Origin of the sequence: Pseudomonas sp. ITEM 17296, from assembly GCF_028895205.1 — a bacterium.
GTDB lineage: Bacteria > Pseudomonadota > Gammaproteobacteria > Pseudomonadales > Pseudomonadaceae > Aquipseudomonas > Aquipseudomonas kermanshahensis.
In genome coordinates this window covers 104935-118329 of record NZ_WJRS01000004.1, presented here as the reverse complement: position 1 = coordinate 118329, position 13395 = coordinate 104935, and the positions used below count along the sequence as shown (strand labels likewise).

General features: G+C 64.1%; 13 protein-coding genes. 5 read left to right on the top strand and 8 right to left on the bottom strand.

Annotation, left to right across the window (positions count from 1 at the left end; all coding sequences use genetic code 11):
* The first annotated feature begins 15 nt into the window (after nucleotides 1-15).
* Nucleotides 16-903, top strand: coding sequence for a lysophospholipid acyltransferase (locus GIB19_RS06550; protein ID WP_274884430.1), 888 nt, complete (start codon nucleotides 16-18; stop codon nucleotides 901-903).
* Nucleotides 904-1014: 111 nt separating this feature from the next.
* Here GIB19_RS06550 and GIB19_RS06545 read toward each other — a convergent pair whose 3' ends face one another.
* From GIB19_RS06545 to def, 5 genes are read right to left on the bottom strand one after another with little or no spacing between them, the layout of a single operon-like run.
* Complete coding sequence (locus GIB19_RS06545; protein ID WP_274884428.1) at nucleotides 1015-1329, bottom strand: tetratricopeptide repeat protein; 315 nt, start codon at nucleotides 1327-1329, stop codon at nucleotides 1015-1017.
* Nucleotides 1330-1340: 11 nt separating this feature from the next.
* Nucleotides 1341-2714 carry a Trk system potassium transporter TrkA gene (gene trkA, locus GIB19_RS06540; protein WP_085272130.1) on the bottom strand — a complete coding sequence of 458 codons (1374 nt, stop codon included), beginning with the start codon at nucleotides 2712-2714 and terminating at the stop codon, nucleotides 1341-1343.
* Nucleotides 2715-2737: 23 nt separating this feature from the next.
* Nucleotides 2738-4048, bottom strand: a complete 1311-nt coding sequence (gene rsmB / locus GIB19_RS06535) for a 16S rRNA (cytosine(967)-C(5))-methyltransferase RsmB (protein ID WP_027592049.1) — start codon at nucleotides 4046-4048, stop codon at nucleotides 2738-2740.
* The gene (gene fmt / locus GIB19_RS06530; RefSeq protein WP_274884426.1) at nucleotides 4045-4977 is read right to left on the bottom strand and encodes a methionyl-tRNA formyltransferase; all 933 of its coding nucleotides are present in this window, start codon (nucleotides 4975-4977) and stop codon (nucleotides 4045-4047) included. Before fmt ends, rsmB begins: the two co-directional genes overlap by 4 nt.
* A 60-nt stretch (nucleotides 4978-5037) precedes the next feature.
* Nucleotides 5038-5544: a peptide deformylase gene (gene def, locus GIB19_RS06525; protein WP_027592047.1), complete on the bottom strand. Its 507-nt coding sequence runs from the start codon at nucleotides 5542-5544 to the stop codon at nucleotides 5038-5040.
* A 207-nt stretch (nucleotides 5545-5751) separates the two neighbouring features.
* On the opposite strand from def, the gene dprA reads away from it, so the two are divergent.
* Both dprA and GIB19_RS06515 read left to right on the top strand, forming a co-directional pair.
* Entirely contained in the window at nucleotides 5752-6849 is a 1098-nt protein-coding gene (dprA, locus tag GIB19_RS06520) for a DNA-processing protein DprA (protein WP_085272127.1), read from the top strand.
* A 42-nt stretch (nucleotides 6850-6891) separates the two neighbouring features.
* Nucleotides 6892-7449 carry an L-threonylcarbamoyladenylate synthase gene (locus tag GIB19_RS06515; protein WP_027592045.1) on the top strand — a complete coding sequence of 186 codons (558 nt, stop codon included), beginning with the start codon at nucleotides 6892-6894 and terminating at the stop codon, nucleotides 7447-7449.
* A 315-nt stretch (nucleotides 7450-7764) separates the two neighbouring features.
* On the opposite strand, the gene GIB19_RS06510 is transcribed toward GIB19_RS06515, so the two are convergent.
* Nucleotides 7765-8742, bottom strand: coding sequence for an NADPH:quinone reductase (locus tag GIB19_RS06510; RefSeq protein ID WP_027592043.1), 978 nt, complete (start codon nucleotides 8740-8742; stop codon nucleotides 7765-7767).
* Nucleotides 8743-8876: 134 nt separating this feature from the next.
* On the opposite strand from GIB19_RS06510, the gene hemF reads away from it, so the two are divergent.
* Both hemF and aroE read left to right on the top strand, forming a co-directional pair.
* Entirely contained in the window at nucleotides 8877-9788 is a 912-nt protein-coding gene (hemF, locus tag GIB19_RS06505; RefSeq protein WP_186679255.1) for an oxygen-dependent coproporphyrinogen oxidase, read from the top strand.
* Nucleotides 9789-9813: 25 nt separating this feature from the next.
* Nucleotides 9814-10638: a shikimate dehydrogenase gene (gene aroE, locus GIB19_RS06500; RefSeq protein ID WP_027592041.1), complete on the top strand. Its 825-nt coding sequence runs from the start codon at nucleotides 9814-9816 to the stop codon at nucleotides 10636-10638.
* A gap of 135 nt (nucleotides 10639-10773) precedes the next feature.
* Here the strand turns inward: aroE and GIB19_RS06495 are convergent, their stop codons facing one another.
* A complete protein-coding gene (locus tag GIB19_RS06495; RefSeq protein WP_274884416.1) occupies nucleotides 10774-12339 on the bottom strand; it encodes a SulP family inorganic anion transporter in 1566 nt (521 codons plus the stop codon).
* Nucleotides 12340-12468: 129 nt separating this feature from the next.
* Nucleotides 12469-13392, bottom strand: coding sequence for a choline ABC transporter substrate-binding protein (choX, locus tag GIB19_RS06490; protein ID WP_085272124.1), 924 nt, complete (start codon nucleotides 13390-13392; stop codon nucleotides 12469-12471).
* Nucleotides 13393-13395 lie beyond the last annotated feature (3 nt).

Sequence of the window (13395 nt, the reverse complement as noted above, 5' to 3'; positions counted from 1 at the left end):
ATAAGGAATTCGCCTGTGGAAAAGTTCAAGGGCGCCCTGATGGTCGGGGTGCTTCGACTGTTCGCCAAGTTGCCCTGGGGCGCTGTGCAGCGCGTCGGCGCCGGTATCGGCTGGCTGATGTGGAAGGTCCCGAACGGGTCGCGCAACGTGGTGCGTATCAACCTCGCCAAGTGTTTCCCGGAGATGGACCCGGCCGAACGTGAGCAACTGGTCGGCCGCGCGCTGAGAGACATCGGCAAATCCTTTGTCGAAAGCGCTTGTGCCTGGATCTGGCCACCGCAGCGTTCGCTGGAACTGGTCAAGGAAGTGCACGGCCTGGAAGTGCTGGAGCAGGCCCTGGCCTCGGGCAAGGGCGTGGTGGGCATCACCAGCCACCTGGGTAACTGGGAAGTGTTGAACCACTTCTATTGCAACCAGTGCAAACCGATCATCTTCTACCGCCCGCCAAAGCTCAAAGCTGTGGATGATTTGTTGCGTGAACAGCGGGTGCAGATGGGTAACCGTGTGGCGCCTTCGACCAAGGAAGGCATCCTCAGCGTGATCAAGGAAGTGCGCCGCGGGGGCCAGGTGGGCATTCCTGCCGACCCGGAACCTGCTGAGTCGGCGGGTGTGTTCGTGCCGTTCCTGGGCACGCAGGCGCTGACCAGCAAGTTCGTGCCGAACATGCTGGCCGGTGGCAAGGCGGTGGGTGTGTTCCTGCATGCGTTGCGGCTGCCGGATGGGTCTGGGTTCCGGGTGATTCTGGAAGCGGCGCCGGAGGCGATGTACAGCACGGATGTGACCGAGTCGGCGGCGGCCATGAGCCAGGTGGTCGAGCGGTATGTGCGCGAGTATCCGAGCCAGTACATGTGGAGCATGAAGCGCTTCAAGAAGCGCCCGGCTGGCGAAGCGCGCTGGTATTGAGTCTTTCACCATTTCCCTGTGGGAGCGGGCTTGCCCGCGAAGAAGGCACCGCGGAACATGGCACCGGCTTTGCCGGTGTTCGCGGGCAAGCCCGCTCCCACAGGGGCGGCGTCAGCTTGAAGTTTTGTTGAGTTTCTTCAGGAACACCGCCATCTCTTTCTCGGCCTGCTTATCCCCATGGGCCTGCGCCGCCACGATCCCGTCCTCCCAGGCCTTGCGCGCCGCCGCCAAATCCCCCTGCAACTGATACGCCTTACCCAGCAACTTCCACGCCGCCGAATACTTCGGGTCCTGTTCCACGCAACGCGCCAGGTGCACCGCCGCCTCAGCGCCATTGCCCTCGTCCAGCCAGGCCTTGCCAAGGCCGAACCTCAACAGCGGGTTATCCACACCCTTGGCCAGCATCTTCTCCAGCGATTCGCGCATGCCCTCTTCTCCTAGAAGAAACTCAAGCCGACGTGGAACAGCTTTTCCACATCCCGAATATGCTTTTTATCCACAACGAACAGAATCACATGGTCACCCGATTCGATCACCGTGTCGTCGTGGGCAATCATCACCTCCTCGTCACGAATGATCGCGCCGATGGTGGTGCCTGGCGGCAGGGCGATGTCTTCGATGGCCTTGCCGACCACTTTGCTCGACTTCGAATCGCCATGCGCCACGGCTTCGATGGCCTCGGCCGCGCCGCGGCGCAGGGAGTGCACGCTGACGATATCGCCACGCCGCACGTGGGCCAGCAAGGTGCCGATGGTGGCCAACTGCGGGCTGATGGCGATGTCAATCTCGCCGCCCTGCACCAGGTCCACATAGGCCGGGTTGTTGATGATGGTCATCACCTTGCGCGCACCCAGGCGCTTGGCCAGCAGCGACGACATGATGTTGGCCTCGTCGTCGTTGGTCAGGGCCAGGAAGATGTCGGCGTCGGCGATGTTCTCTTCGAGCATCAGGTCCTTGTCCGACGCACTGCCCTGCAGCACCACGGTGCTTTCAAGGCTATCGGAGAGGTGACGGCAGCGGGCCGGGTTCATCTCGATGATCTTCACCTGATAGCGGCTTTCGATGGCCTCGGCCAAGCGCTCGCCAATCTGCCCGCCACCGGCGATGACCACGCGCTTGTTGGTCTCGTCGATGCGTCGCAGCTCGCCCATCACGGCGCGGATATCTTTTTTCGCCGCGATGAAGAACACTTCGTCATCGGCCTCGATCACGGTGTCGCCGCGTGGGGTGATCGGCCGGTCACGGCGGAAGATCGCCGCCACACGGGTGTCGACGTTGGGCATGTGCGCACGGATCTGGCGCAACTGCTGGCCCACCAGCGGGCCGCCGTAGTACGCCTTGACCGCCACCAGTTGCGCCTTGCCTTCGGCGAAGTCGATTACCTGCAGTGAACCCGGGTGCTCGATCAGGCGCTTGATGTAGTTGGTTACCACCTGCTCGGGACTGATCAGCACGTCGACCGGAATGTGGTCGTTGTGGAACAGCTCTTCGCGGGTGAGGTAGGCCGATTCCCGTACCCGGGCGATCTTGGTCGGGGTGTGGAACAACGAGTAGGCGACCTGGCAGGCCACCATGTTGGTCTCGTCGCTGTTGGTCACCGCCACCAGCATGTCGGCGTCGTCGGCGCCGGCCTGGCGCAGCACAGTCGGCAGCGAGCCGCGGCCTTGCACCGTGCGGATGTCCAGGCGGTCGCCGAGGTCGCGCAGGCGCTCGCCGTCGGTGTCGACCACGGTAATGTCGTTGGCCTCGCTGGCCAGGTGTTCTGCCAGCGTACCGCCCACCTGCCCCGCGCCGAGGATGATGATCTTCATCCGCTACTCCCTAACCGTTGTGCTTATCCGCGTGACGCGGCGATCTTGATCAGCTTGGCATAGTAGAACCCGTCGTGGCCGCCTTCCTGGGCCAGCAACTGGCGGCCATGTGGCTGGCGCAGGCCGGCCTCGGTGGCCAGGTCCAACTCACGGGCGCCCGGGGTGCGGGCGAGGAAGGCGTCGATCACCTCGGTGTTCTCGGTCGGCAAGCTCGAGCAGGTGGCGTAAAGCAGCATGCCGCCCACTTCCAGGGTCGGCCACAGGGCATCGAGCAGCTCGCCTTGCAACGTGGCCAGGGCCGGAATGTCGTCGGCCTGACGGGTCAGCTTGATGTCCGGGTGGCGGCGGATTACGCCGGTGGCCGAGCACGGGGCGTCGAGCAGGATGCGCTGGAACGTTTTGCCGTCCCACCAACTGGCGGTGTCGCGGGCATCGCAGGCGATCAGCTCGGCGTCCAGTTGCAGGCGATCGAGGTTCTCGCGCACGCGGGTCAGGCGCTTGGCTTCCAGGTCGATGGCCACCACCTGCGCCAGGCCAGCTTCGGCTTCGAGCAAGTGGCAAGTCTTGCCGCCCGGGGCGCAGCAGGCGTCGAGCACGCGTTGGCCGGGGGCCAGTTCGAGCAGGTCGGCGGACAGCTGGGCGGCTTCGTCCTGCACGCTTACCCAGCCTTCGGCAAAGCCAGGCAGGCTGCGCACATCGCAGGGCTCATTCAGCACGATGCCGTCACGGCTGTACTGGCAGGCGCTGGCGCCCACGCCGGCCTCAGCCAGCAAGGCCAGGTAGGCATCGCGGCTATGGTGGCGGCGGTTGACCCGCAAAATCATCGGCGGGTGGGCGTTGTTGGCGGCGCAGATGGCTTCCCATTGCTCGGGCCAGAAGGCCTTCAGCGATTTCTGCAGCCAGCGCGGGTGGGCAGTGCGCACCACCGGGTCGCGCTCCATGCCCGCGAGCAGCGCTTCGCCCTCACGCTGCGCGCGGCGCAGCACGGCGTTGAGCAGGCCTTTGGCCCACGGCTTTTTCAGCTTGTCGGCGCAACCCACGGTTTCGCCGATGGCGGCGTGCGCCGGAATGCGCGTGTAGAACAGCTGGTACAGGCCGACCAGCATCAAGGCCTGCACATCGGCATCGGCAGCTTTGAACGGCTTCTGCAGCAACTGCGCAGCGAGCAGGTCGAGGCGCGGCTGCCAGCGGGCGGTGCCGAAGGCCAGGTCTTGGGTCAGGCCCCGGTCGCGCTCGTCGACCTTGTCCAGTTGTGCCGGCAACGAGCTGTTCAGCGAAGCCTTGCCGCTGAGCACAGCGGCCAAGGCACGGGCGGCGGCCAGGCGAGGGTTCATTGGCCGAGCACCTTGCCGTTGGCGAATTTCTCGCGGCGGCTGTTGAACAGGTCGCTGAAGTTCAGCGCCTTGCCGCCGGGCAGTTGCAGGCGGGTCAGGCTCAGTGCCTGGTCACCGCAGGCGACTACCAGGCCGTCCTTGCTGGCAGACAGGATCTCGCCAGGGGCGCCGTCGCCTGTGGACAACGTGGCAGCCAGCACCTTCACGCTTTCGCCGTCCAGGGTGCTGTGGCACACCGGCCACGGGTTGAAAGCACGCACCAGGCGCTCCAGCTCCACGGCCGGGCGGCTCCAGTCAATGCGTGCTTCGTCTTTGTTCAGCTTGTGGGCATAGGTGGCCAGGGCGTCATCCTGGGCTTCACCCTGCAGCGAGCCGTCGGCAAGGCCAGCAATGGCTTTAATCACCGCAGGCGGGCCCATTTCGGCGAGGCGGTCATGCAGCGTGCCGCCGGTGTCTTCGGCGCTGATCGGGGTGACCACTTTGAGCAGCATCGGGCCGGTGTCCAGGCCCGCTTCCATGCGCATCACGGTCACGCCGCTCTCAGCATCGCCGGCTTCCACGGCGCGCTGGATCGGCGCCGCACCGCGCCAGCGTGGCAGCAGGGAGGCGTGGCTGTTGATGCAACCAAGGCGCGGAATATCCAGCACGGCCTGGGGCAGGATCAGGCCGTAGGCGACCACCACCATCAGGTCGGGCTTGAGCGCGGCGAGTTCCGCCTGGGCATCGGCATTGCGCAGGGTTGGCGGCTGCAGCACCGGGATGTCGTGGGCCACGGCCAGTGCTTTGACCGCGCTCGGCATGAGCTTCTGGCCACGCCCGGCTGGGCGGTCCGGCTGGGTGTAGACGGCCACGATCTCATAGGGGCTGTCGAGCAGTGCCTTGAGGTGTTCGGCGGCAAACTCTGGAGTGCCTGCGAAGACGATGCGCATGGAGTTCTCGCTGCAAAAAAGAAAAAGGCTTGCCGGAGCAAGCCTTCTGGAAGGTGGGGATCAGGCTTGCTGGCGGTGCTGCTTTTCCAGCTTCTTCTTGATCCGGTCGCGTTTGAGCGTGGACAGGTAGTCGACGAACAGCTTGCCGTTGAGGTGATCGAACTCGTGCTGCACGCACACGGCCAGCAGGCCTTCGGCTTCGAGCTCGAACGGCTTGCCGTCGCGGTCCTGGGCTTTGACGCGCACCCGCAGGGGGCGGTCGACGTTTTCGTAGAAGCCAGGCACCGACAGGCAACCTTCCTGGTACTGGCCCATGTCGTGGGTCAGTTCTTCGACGACGGGGTTGATGAAGACCCGCGGCTCGCTGCGGTCTTCGCTCAAGTCCATCACCACCACTTGCTTGTGGACGTTGACCTGGGTCGCAGCCAGGCCGATGCCAGGCGCTTCATACATGGTTTCAAACATGTCGTCGATCAGCTGGCTCAGGGCGTCGTCGAACACCGTCACCGGTTTGGCGAGGGTGCGCAGGCGCGGGTCCGGGAATTCGAGAATGTTCAAGATGGCCATAAGGTCGGGCAGTCACTGTGCGTTCGGTTGAAAACTGAGCACACATAATAAAGGTAATCGGGGGATTCGGCACCTGGCAAAGCTCGGCTAGGGTTTAAACGGACGGCTTATCACCCATTTGATGGACAGGTTGTCAAAGCGTTATCAACACAGTTATCCACAGGTTGTGCCACGTCGATGGCCCCGTTTCGATCAAGGATGATCCTCATGTTGACCCACCATTCGTCGCCTTGCGCGCCTGCCGAACTGGAGGCGAGGTTGCGCCTGCACCGCCTGCCGGACACAGGGTTACGCCGCTTTCACAGCCTGCTGAAAGCTTTTGGCAGCGCTTCTTCGGCGCTGAGTGCGCCGGCCGCAGCCTGGCGCGCACTGGGCATTCCGCAAGCCAGCATCGAAGCCCGAAGAAGCGCCGAAGTGCGTGACGGTGCGCTGGCTGCAATGGCCTGGTTAGAGCGCCCGGGCCAGCATTTACTGATGTGGGACAGCCCTGGCTACCCTGCTCTGCTGGCCGAAACCGACGACCCGCCGCCGTTGCTTTTCGTCGCTGGCGACCCCGCATTACTGGAAAGGCCACAGTTGGCAATTGTGGGCAGCAGGCGTGCTTCACCGCCCGCGCTCGACACTGCCCGAGCATTTTCCCGCTACTTGGCGCAGACGGGTTTTACCATTACTAGCGGCCTGGCACTGGGTATCGATGGTGCCGCTCATCGGGCAGCGTTGCAGGCCGGGGGCGGCACAATTGGGGTGCTCGGGACAGGGCTGCAAAAACTTTATCCACAGCGCCATCGCGAGCTTGCCCAAGCGATGATCGACAGCGGCAGCGCGCTGGTTTCCGAGTACCCGCTGGATGCCGGCCCGCTGCCGGGCAATTTTCCGCGGCGTAATCGCATCATCAGTGGCTTGTCGCTGGGCGTATTGGTTGTGGAGGCGAGCCTGGCCAGTGGCTCACTGATCACGGCGCGCCTGGCGGCTGAGCAGGGCCGCGAGGTGTATGCCATCCCAGGCTCCATCCACCACCCAGGTGCCAAAGGCTGCCACCAGCTGATTCGCGACGGTGCGCTGCTGGTGGAAAGCGTGGAACAGATTCTGGAAAGCCTGCAGGGCTGGCAGAACCTGCCCCCGGCCATTGTTGAACAGCGTGATCACCCCCTGCTCGCCTTGCTGCATGCCGCGCCCCAGACTACCGAGAGCCTGGCCCACTGCAGCGAACTGACGTTGGCTCAGGTGATGGCGCAGCTCACCGAACTGGAGCTTGAAGGGCGGGTCAGCAATGAAGCCGGGCGTTGGTTTGCCCGCGTTGGCTAAGTACACTGCTCACAAGCAAGGTATATAGGCGGAGAGACAGCAATGGTGAGCAGTTTTCGTGTGCAACAAGCCGCACGTGAGATCCGGGCGGGCGCGGTTATCGCCTACCCGACGGAAGCGGTCTGGGGCCTGGGCTGCGACCCGTGGAACGAGGACGCGGTGTATCGCCTGCTGGCGCTCAAGTCGCGGCCTGTGGATAAAGGCTTGATCCTGATCGCCGACAATATCCGCCAGTTCGACTTTTTGTTCGAAGATTTCCCCGAGGACTGGATTGACCGCATGGGCAGCACCTGGCCAGGCCCGAACACCTGGCTGGTGCCGCACCAGGACCTGTTGCCGGAGTGGGTGACCGGGCAGCACGACACGGTGGCGCTGCGGGTCAGTGACCACCCGCAGGTGCGTGAGCTGTGCGCGCTGGTCGGGCCGCTGATTTCCACCTCGTGCAACCCCGGCGGTCGCCCGGCGGCGAAGAGCCGCTTGCGGGTGGAGCAGTACTTCCATGGCCAGCTGGACCTGGTACTGGGCGGGGCGTTGGGCGGACGGAAGAACCCAAGTGTGATTCGCAACCTGGCGACGGGCGAAGTCGTTCGGCCGGGGTGATACCCGCCTTAAGGCTTTTCAACGCCTGAGAGATCGAGCGCCGCCCGCGCGGCGCTTCGCAGCACAAGGCTGCTCCTACATTTGTTTCGGGCCAATCAATCCTGAGACACAGGCGCGCGGCCCCTGTGGCATCCACCTCGATATCGTGTGGAACAAACAAGGCGGTCGCGCGCGCTGGGACAGGCGTTACTGGCCCGAAACCGATGTAGGAGCAGCCTTGTGCTGCGAAGCGCCGCGCGGGCGGCGCTCGATCTACGCAACACCACAACAACCCAGCCAAGCACCTGCCCGCCCTGATGCGATCCCGTACCTTAATCAAGGCAACAAAACAGTCGACCCCACAGTCCGTCGCGCCGACAGCTCCGCCTGCGCCTTGGCTGCCTCACTCAGCGGATACCGCTGCTGGATATCCACAACCAGCTTCCCACTCGCAATCATCGCAAACAGGTCATCGGCCATGGCCTGGGTGTTCTCGGCATTGTTGGCATAGCTCGCCAGGGTCGGCCGGGTGACATACAGCGAGCCCTTCTGCGCCAGAATCCCCAGGTTCACCCCGCTCACCGCGCCCGAAGCATTGCCAAAGCTCACCATCAACCCACGCGGCTGCAGGCAGTCCAGTGAGGTCAGCCAGGTATCGGCGCCCACGCCGTCATACACCACTGGGCATTTCTTGCCGTCGGTCAGCTCCAGGACGCGCTTGGCCACGTCTTCATGGCTGTAGTCGATGGTTTCCCACGCCCCCAGCGCCTTCGCCCGCTCGGCCTTCTCAGCGGAGCTGACGGTACCGATCAACTTGGCCCCCAGCGCCTTGGCCCATTGGCAGGCCAGCGAACCCACGCCACCGGCAGCGGCATGGAACAGGATCACGTCGCCCGGTTGCACCGCATAAGTCTGCTTGAGCAGGTACTGCACGGTCAGGCCCTTGAGCATCACCGCCGCTGCCTGCTCAAAGCTGATGTTGTCCGGCAGCTTGACCAGGTTGGCCTCGGGCAGCGTATGCACTTCGCTGTAGGCACCCAGCGGGCCGCCGGCATGGGCTACCCGATCACCGACTTTCAGGCGGGTGACGCCCTCACCCACGGCTTCGACCACACCAGCGGCCTCGGTGCCGAGCCCGGAAGGCAAGGATGGCGGTGCGTACAAGCCGCTGCGGAAATAGGTGTCGATGAAGTTCAGGCCAATCGCCTGGTTACGCACGCGGACCTGCTGTGGCCCAGGTGGGGCGGGGTCGAACTCTACAAGCTGCAGAACTTCCGGGCCGCCATGCTGGCTGAACTGGATACGCTTGGCCATCTCGCACTCCTGTTGTCGGGATTGGTAACAGCCCTCTATCGGACGCCTTTGCTTGATCGCCGTCAACTGCGGCGCGTCAGCCGCCGGTGGTATGCTACGCGGCGAATTCTTCTCTGCCCGCTCCAGGTGACCCGATGACCAGCCGCACCGAGGCCGTGAAAGCCTACCTGCTCGACCTGCAAGACCGCATCTGCTCCGCCCTTGAACGTGAGGACGGCGGCGCCCGCTTTGTCGAGGACGCCTGGACGCGTGAAGCCGGTGGCGGGGGCCGCACGCGGGTGATCGGTGAGGGTAATGTGATCGAGAAAGGCGGGGTCAACTTCTCCCACGTGTTCGGCGCCGGCCTGCCACCGTCGGCCAGCGCCCACCGCCCCGAGCTGGCGGGCCGTGGTTTCGAGGCCCTGGGGGTGTCGCTGGTGATCCACCCGCACAACCCGCACGTGCCGACGTCCCACGCCAATGTGCGCTTCTTCATCGCCGAAAAAGAAGGCGAAGAGGCGGTGTGGTGGTTCGGCGGCGGTTTCGACCTGACCCCGTACTACGGCAACGAAGAAGACTGCATCCACTGGCACCGTGTGGCCGAGCAGGCCTGCGCGCCATTCGGTGCTGACGTGTACCCGCGCTACAAAGCCTGGTGCGACCGCTACTTCCACCTCAAGCACCGTGGTGAACCACGTGGCATTGGCGGGCTGTTCTTCGACGACCTGAACGAGTGGGACTTCGACACCTGCTTTGCTTTCATCCGTGCCATTGGCGATGCCTTTGTCGAGGCCTACCTGCCGATCGTTCAACGCCGTAAGGACACGCCCTATACCGCCGAGCAGCGCGAGTTCCAAGAGTACCGTCGCGGTCGCTACGTGGAGTTCAACCTGGTCTACGACCGTGGCACCTTGTTCGGCCTGCAATCGGGTGGGCGTACCGAGTCGATCCTCATGTCGCTGCCGCCGCAGGTCCGCTGGGGCTACGACTGGAAGGCCGCGCCTGGCAGCGAAGAAGCGCGCCTGACCGAGTACTTCCTGCAAGACCGCGACTGGCTCGCCCAGTAAACCTGTGGATAACCGAGGAGCCCCTATGGACCAGTACGTCGTTTTCGGTAACCCCATCGGCCACAGCAAGTCGCCGCTGATCCACCGCCTGTTCGCCGAGCAGACCGGCCAGGACCTGGAATATGCCACCCTGCTGGCGCCGCTGGACGAGTTCAGCGATTGTGCCCGCGGCTTCTTCAAGCAAGGCAGTGGCGGCAATGTCACGGTGCCGTTCAAGGAAGAAGCCTACCGCCTGTGCGACAGCCTGACCCCACGTGCCCAGCGGGCGGGTGCGGTGAATACACTGAGCAAGCTGGCGGATGGCTCGCTGCGGGGGGACAACACTGACGGTGCTGGCCTGGTGCGCGACCTGACGGTGAATGCGGGGGTCGAGCTAGCGGGCAAGCGTATCCTCATTTTGGGCGCGGGGGGTGCGGTGCGCGGGGTGCTGGAGCCGATTCTGGCGCACGATCCGCAGTCGCTGGTGATCGCCAACCGCACGGTAGAAAAGGCCGAGCAACTGGCGCGTGAGTTCGCTGAGCTGGGGCCGGTGGTGGCCAGCGGGTTCAGCTGGCTGCAGGAGCCGGTGGACGTAATCATCAACGCCACCTCGGCGAGCCTGGCGGGCGAGATGCCGCCGATTGCCGACAGCCTGGTCGAGGCCGGGCGCACGGTTTGCTACGACATGATGTACGGCAAGGAGCCGACGCCGTTTTGCCAATGGGCTACCAACCTAGGTGCGGCCAAGGTGCTGGATGGGCTGGGGATGCTGGCTGAGCAGGCGGCTGAGGCGTTCTTTATCTGGCGTGGGGTTCGGCCGGATACGGCGCCGGTGTTGGCTGAGCTTCGTCGGCAGTTGGCTCGGGGCTGAATTTGAGATTTTGGGGCCGCTTTGCGGCCCATCGCAGGCAAGCCAGCTCCTACAGGGATATCGCAAGGCCCGAGGTTGGCGCTGTACTTGTAGGAGCTGGCTTGCCTGCGATGGGCTGCACAGCAGCCCCAATGGTCACTCTGCAAATTCAATGGGGCAACCCGCCACCCCTTCCAACTTCTGCAATTCCTCGACCACCTGCGGCCGCGCCCGCTGCAAGGTTAAACTACCCCCCGCCCGCCGCAACCGCCGTGCCTCCCGGTGCAACATATCTACACCCGAATAATCGATAAAATTCACCTGCCGCGCATCGATCACCACATGCGGCCCCTGGCAGCGCTGCAAGCGCACCTGCAGGTAATGCGCCGCGCCAAAGAAGATCGACCCGCCCACCCGCAGCACGTCGGCCTGCCCTTCGCGGCTCTGCTGCACCCGTGGCCGGGACGTGCGTTTGAGGTAAAAGAACAGCGAAGCCAGCACCCCGGCATAGATCGCGGTCTGTAGCTCCAGCAGCAAGGTCGCGGCGGCGGTCAGGGCCATGACCAGGAACTCCGAGCGGCTGACCCGGAACAGCGCCCGAATGCCACGGTGATCCACCAACCCCCAACAGATCAGCAGGATGCTGCCCGCCATCGCCGGGATGGGCAGGTGGGCGATCAGCCCTGCCCCTGCGACGGCAAACAGCGCGACCCACAGGGCCGAGAACACCCCGGCCAGCGGTGAGCGGGCGCCGGCGTCATAACTTAAGCCCGAACGGGTGAAAGAGCCTGATGACAGGTAACCGGAGAAGAACGCGCCGACGATGTTCGACAGGCCCTGGGCTCGGATCTCCTGGTCGGCGTCGATCAGCTGTTCAGAGCGCGCAGACAGCGACCGGGCGATCGACAGGCTGGTGACCAGGCCGAGCATGCCCACCGCCACCGCGGTCGGCAGCAGCCGCAGCATCAGCTCCACGTCCAGTAGCGGCAGTGGGCTCAACGGGGGCAGTTGGCCAGTGAAGGCAGGTACGCGCGGCACATGGCCAAAAAAGCCAGGCAGTGACCAGGCCAGCAAACTGACCACGATCAGGCTTATCAACAGGCTCGGCCAGCGTGGCCGCCAGAGCTTGAAGGCCATGCCGATCAGCACCGTGGTCAGCCCCAGTATCAGCGACGGCAGGTCGACCTCCCCGGCGTGGCTGGCCAGGTCTTGCACGGTTTTCAACGCCGTGGCCTGGCTTGGCAAGTCCATGCCCAACAGGTTGGGCAACTGGCCGAGGGCGATGACGATGGCGGCGCCCAGGGTGAAGCCGAGCACCACCGAGTGGGAGACGAAATTGACCAGTGCGCCGAAGCGCAGCAGGCCGAGCAAGAGCTGGAAGATGCCGGCGAGCAATGTCAGCAGCAGGACCAGCGTGATGTAGTCGGCGCTGCCCGGAACCGCTAGGGGGCTGACGCTGGCGTAGAGGACGATCGAGATGGCTGCGGTCGGGCCGCAGATCAGGTGCCACGAAGACCCCCACAAGCAGGCGATGAGCACCGGGACGATGGCGGCGAACAGGCCGTATTCGGCGGGCAAGCCGGCGATCAGGGCGTAGGCGATGGATTGCGGCAGGGCAAGGATGGCACCGCTCAGGCCGACCAGCAGGTCCTGGCGCAGGCTGCGGCCCGATTGGCGGGGGAGCCAGGCAAGGAAAGGCAGCAGCTGGATGAGGCGGTGCATAAGTATTTCAGTTTCCCGAGTGTTGTACCGGCCCCCTGTGGGAGCGGGTTTACCCGCGAATGCGTCGGTGGCTTCACTAGAGCATTCGCGGGTGAACCCGCTCCCACAGGATGAGTGTGATTATCGAGATTACAGTTTGCTTGTGACGGCCTCTTTCGCATCGCCACCGGACTTGGTGCTGACCCCAGCCAACCACCCTTCCAGTACTTCGGGATGCGCCTTCACCCAAGCCTTGGCTGCTTCATCGAAGCTCACTTTTTTATCCACAACCTCGGCCATGATGCTGTTTTCCATGTCCAGGGTAAATGTCAGGTTGCCCAGCAGCTTCGCTGTATTCGGGCACGCCTGTGCATAACCTTTGCGGGTCAGGGTATAGACCTGGCCCTTGCTGCCAAACCACTTTTCCCCACCGGTGAGGTAGTGCATCTTCAGCTTCACGTTCATCGGGTGCGGTGTCCAGCCGAGGAAGGTGATGAATTGCTGCTTCTTCACGGCGCGGTCCACTTGCGCGAGCATCGCCTGCTCACTCGACTCCACCAGCTTCCACTGGCCGAGGTCGAACTGGTTCTGGTCGATGATTTCTTTCAGCGACAGGTTGGCAGGCGCGCCAGAGCCGATCCCATACAGTTTCTTGTCGAACTGATCAGCGTGCTTTTGCAGGTCGGCGAAGTCTTTGACCCCGGCGTTCCACACATAGTCGGGCACCGCGAGGGTGAACTCGGTGCCTTCAAGGTTGCGCGACAACTGCTGTACATCACCATTGGCGATGAACTTGTCATGAAACCCCTGGTGCGCCGGCATCCAGTTGCCGAGGAAGGCATCGACGCGCCCATCCTTGAGGCCGCCATAGATGATCGGCACGGCCAGGCTGTCGATCTTTACCTGGTAGCCGAGGCTTTCCAGCAGCAGGCGGGCGATGGCGTTGGTGGTGGCGATATCGCTCCAGCCGGGGTCGGCCATCTTCACGGTGCTGCATTGCGCGTCTTCGGCGTGAGCCGTGGCAGCGCCCAGGCCGAGGGCCAGGGCAAGCACGGCGGCGGAGATTTTTTGCATGGC

Bases quoted from the DNA above. Each gene is read 5' to 3' on its own strand.
- GIB19_RS06545 (WP_274884428.1), bottom strand. From the start codon at position 1,329: ATGCGCGAATCGCTGGAGAAGATGCTGGCCAAGGGTGTGGATAACCCG.
- trkA (WP_085272130.1), bottom strand. From the start codon at position 2,714: ATGAAGATCATCATCCTCGGCGCGGGGCAGGTGGGCGGTACGCTGGCA.
- rsmB (WP_027592049.1), bottom strand. From the start codon at position 4,048: ATGAACCCTCGCCTGGCCGCCGCCCGTGCCTTGGCCGCTGTGCTCAGC.
- fmt (WP_274884426.1), bottom strand. From the start codon at position 4,977: ATGCGCATCGTCTTCGCAGGCACTCCAGAGTTTGCCGCCGAACACCTC.
- def (WP_027592047.1), bottom strand. From the start codon at position 5,544: ATGGCCATCTTGAACATTCTCGAATTCCCGGACCCGCGCCTGCGCACC.
- dprA (WP_085272127.1), top strand. From the start codon at position 5,752: ATGTTGACCCACCATTCGTCGCCTTGCGCGCCTGCCGAACTGGAGGCG.
- GIB19_RS06515 (WP_027592045.1), top strand. From the start codon at position 6,892: ATGGTGAGCAGTTTTCGTGTGCAACAAGCCGCACGTGAGATCCGGGCG.
- GIB19_RS06510 (WP_027592043.1), bottom strand. From the start codon at position 8,742: ATGGCCAAGCGTATCCAGTTCAGCCAGCATGGCGGCCCGGAAGTTCTG.
- hemF (WP_186679255.1), top strand. From the start codon at position 8,877: ATGACCAGCCGCACCGAGGCCGTGAAAGCCTACCTGCTCGACCTGCAA.
- aroE (WP_027592041.1), top strand. From the start codon at position 9,814: ATGGACCAGTACGTCGTTTTCGGTAACCCCATCGGCCACAGCAAGTCG.
- GIB19_RS06495 (WP_274884416.1), bottom strand. From the start codon at position 12,339: ATGCACCGCCTCATCCAGCTGCTGCCTTTCCTTGCCTGGCTCCCCCGC.
- choX (WP_085272124.1), bottom strand. From the start codon at position 13,392: ATGCAAAAAATCTCCGCCGCCGTGCTTGCCCTGGCCCTCGGCCTGGGC.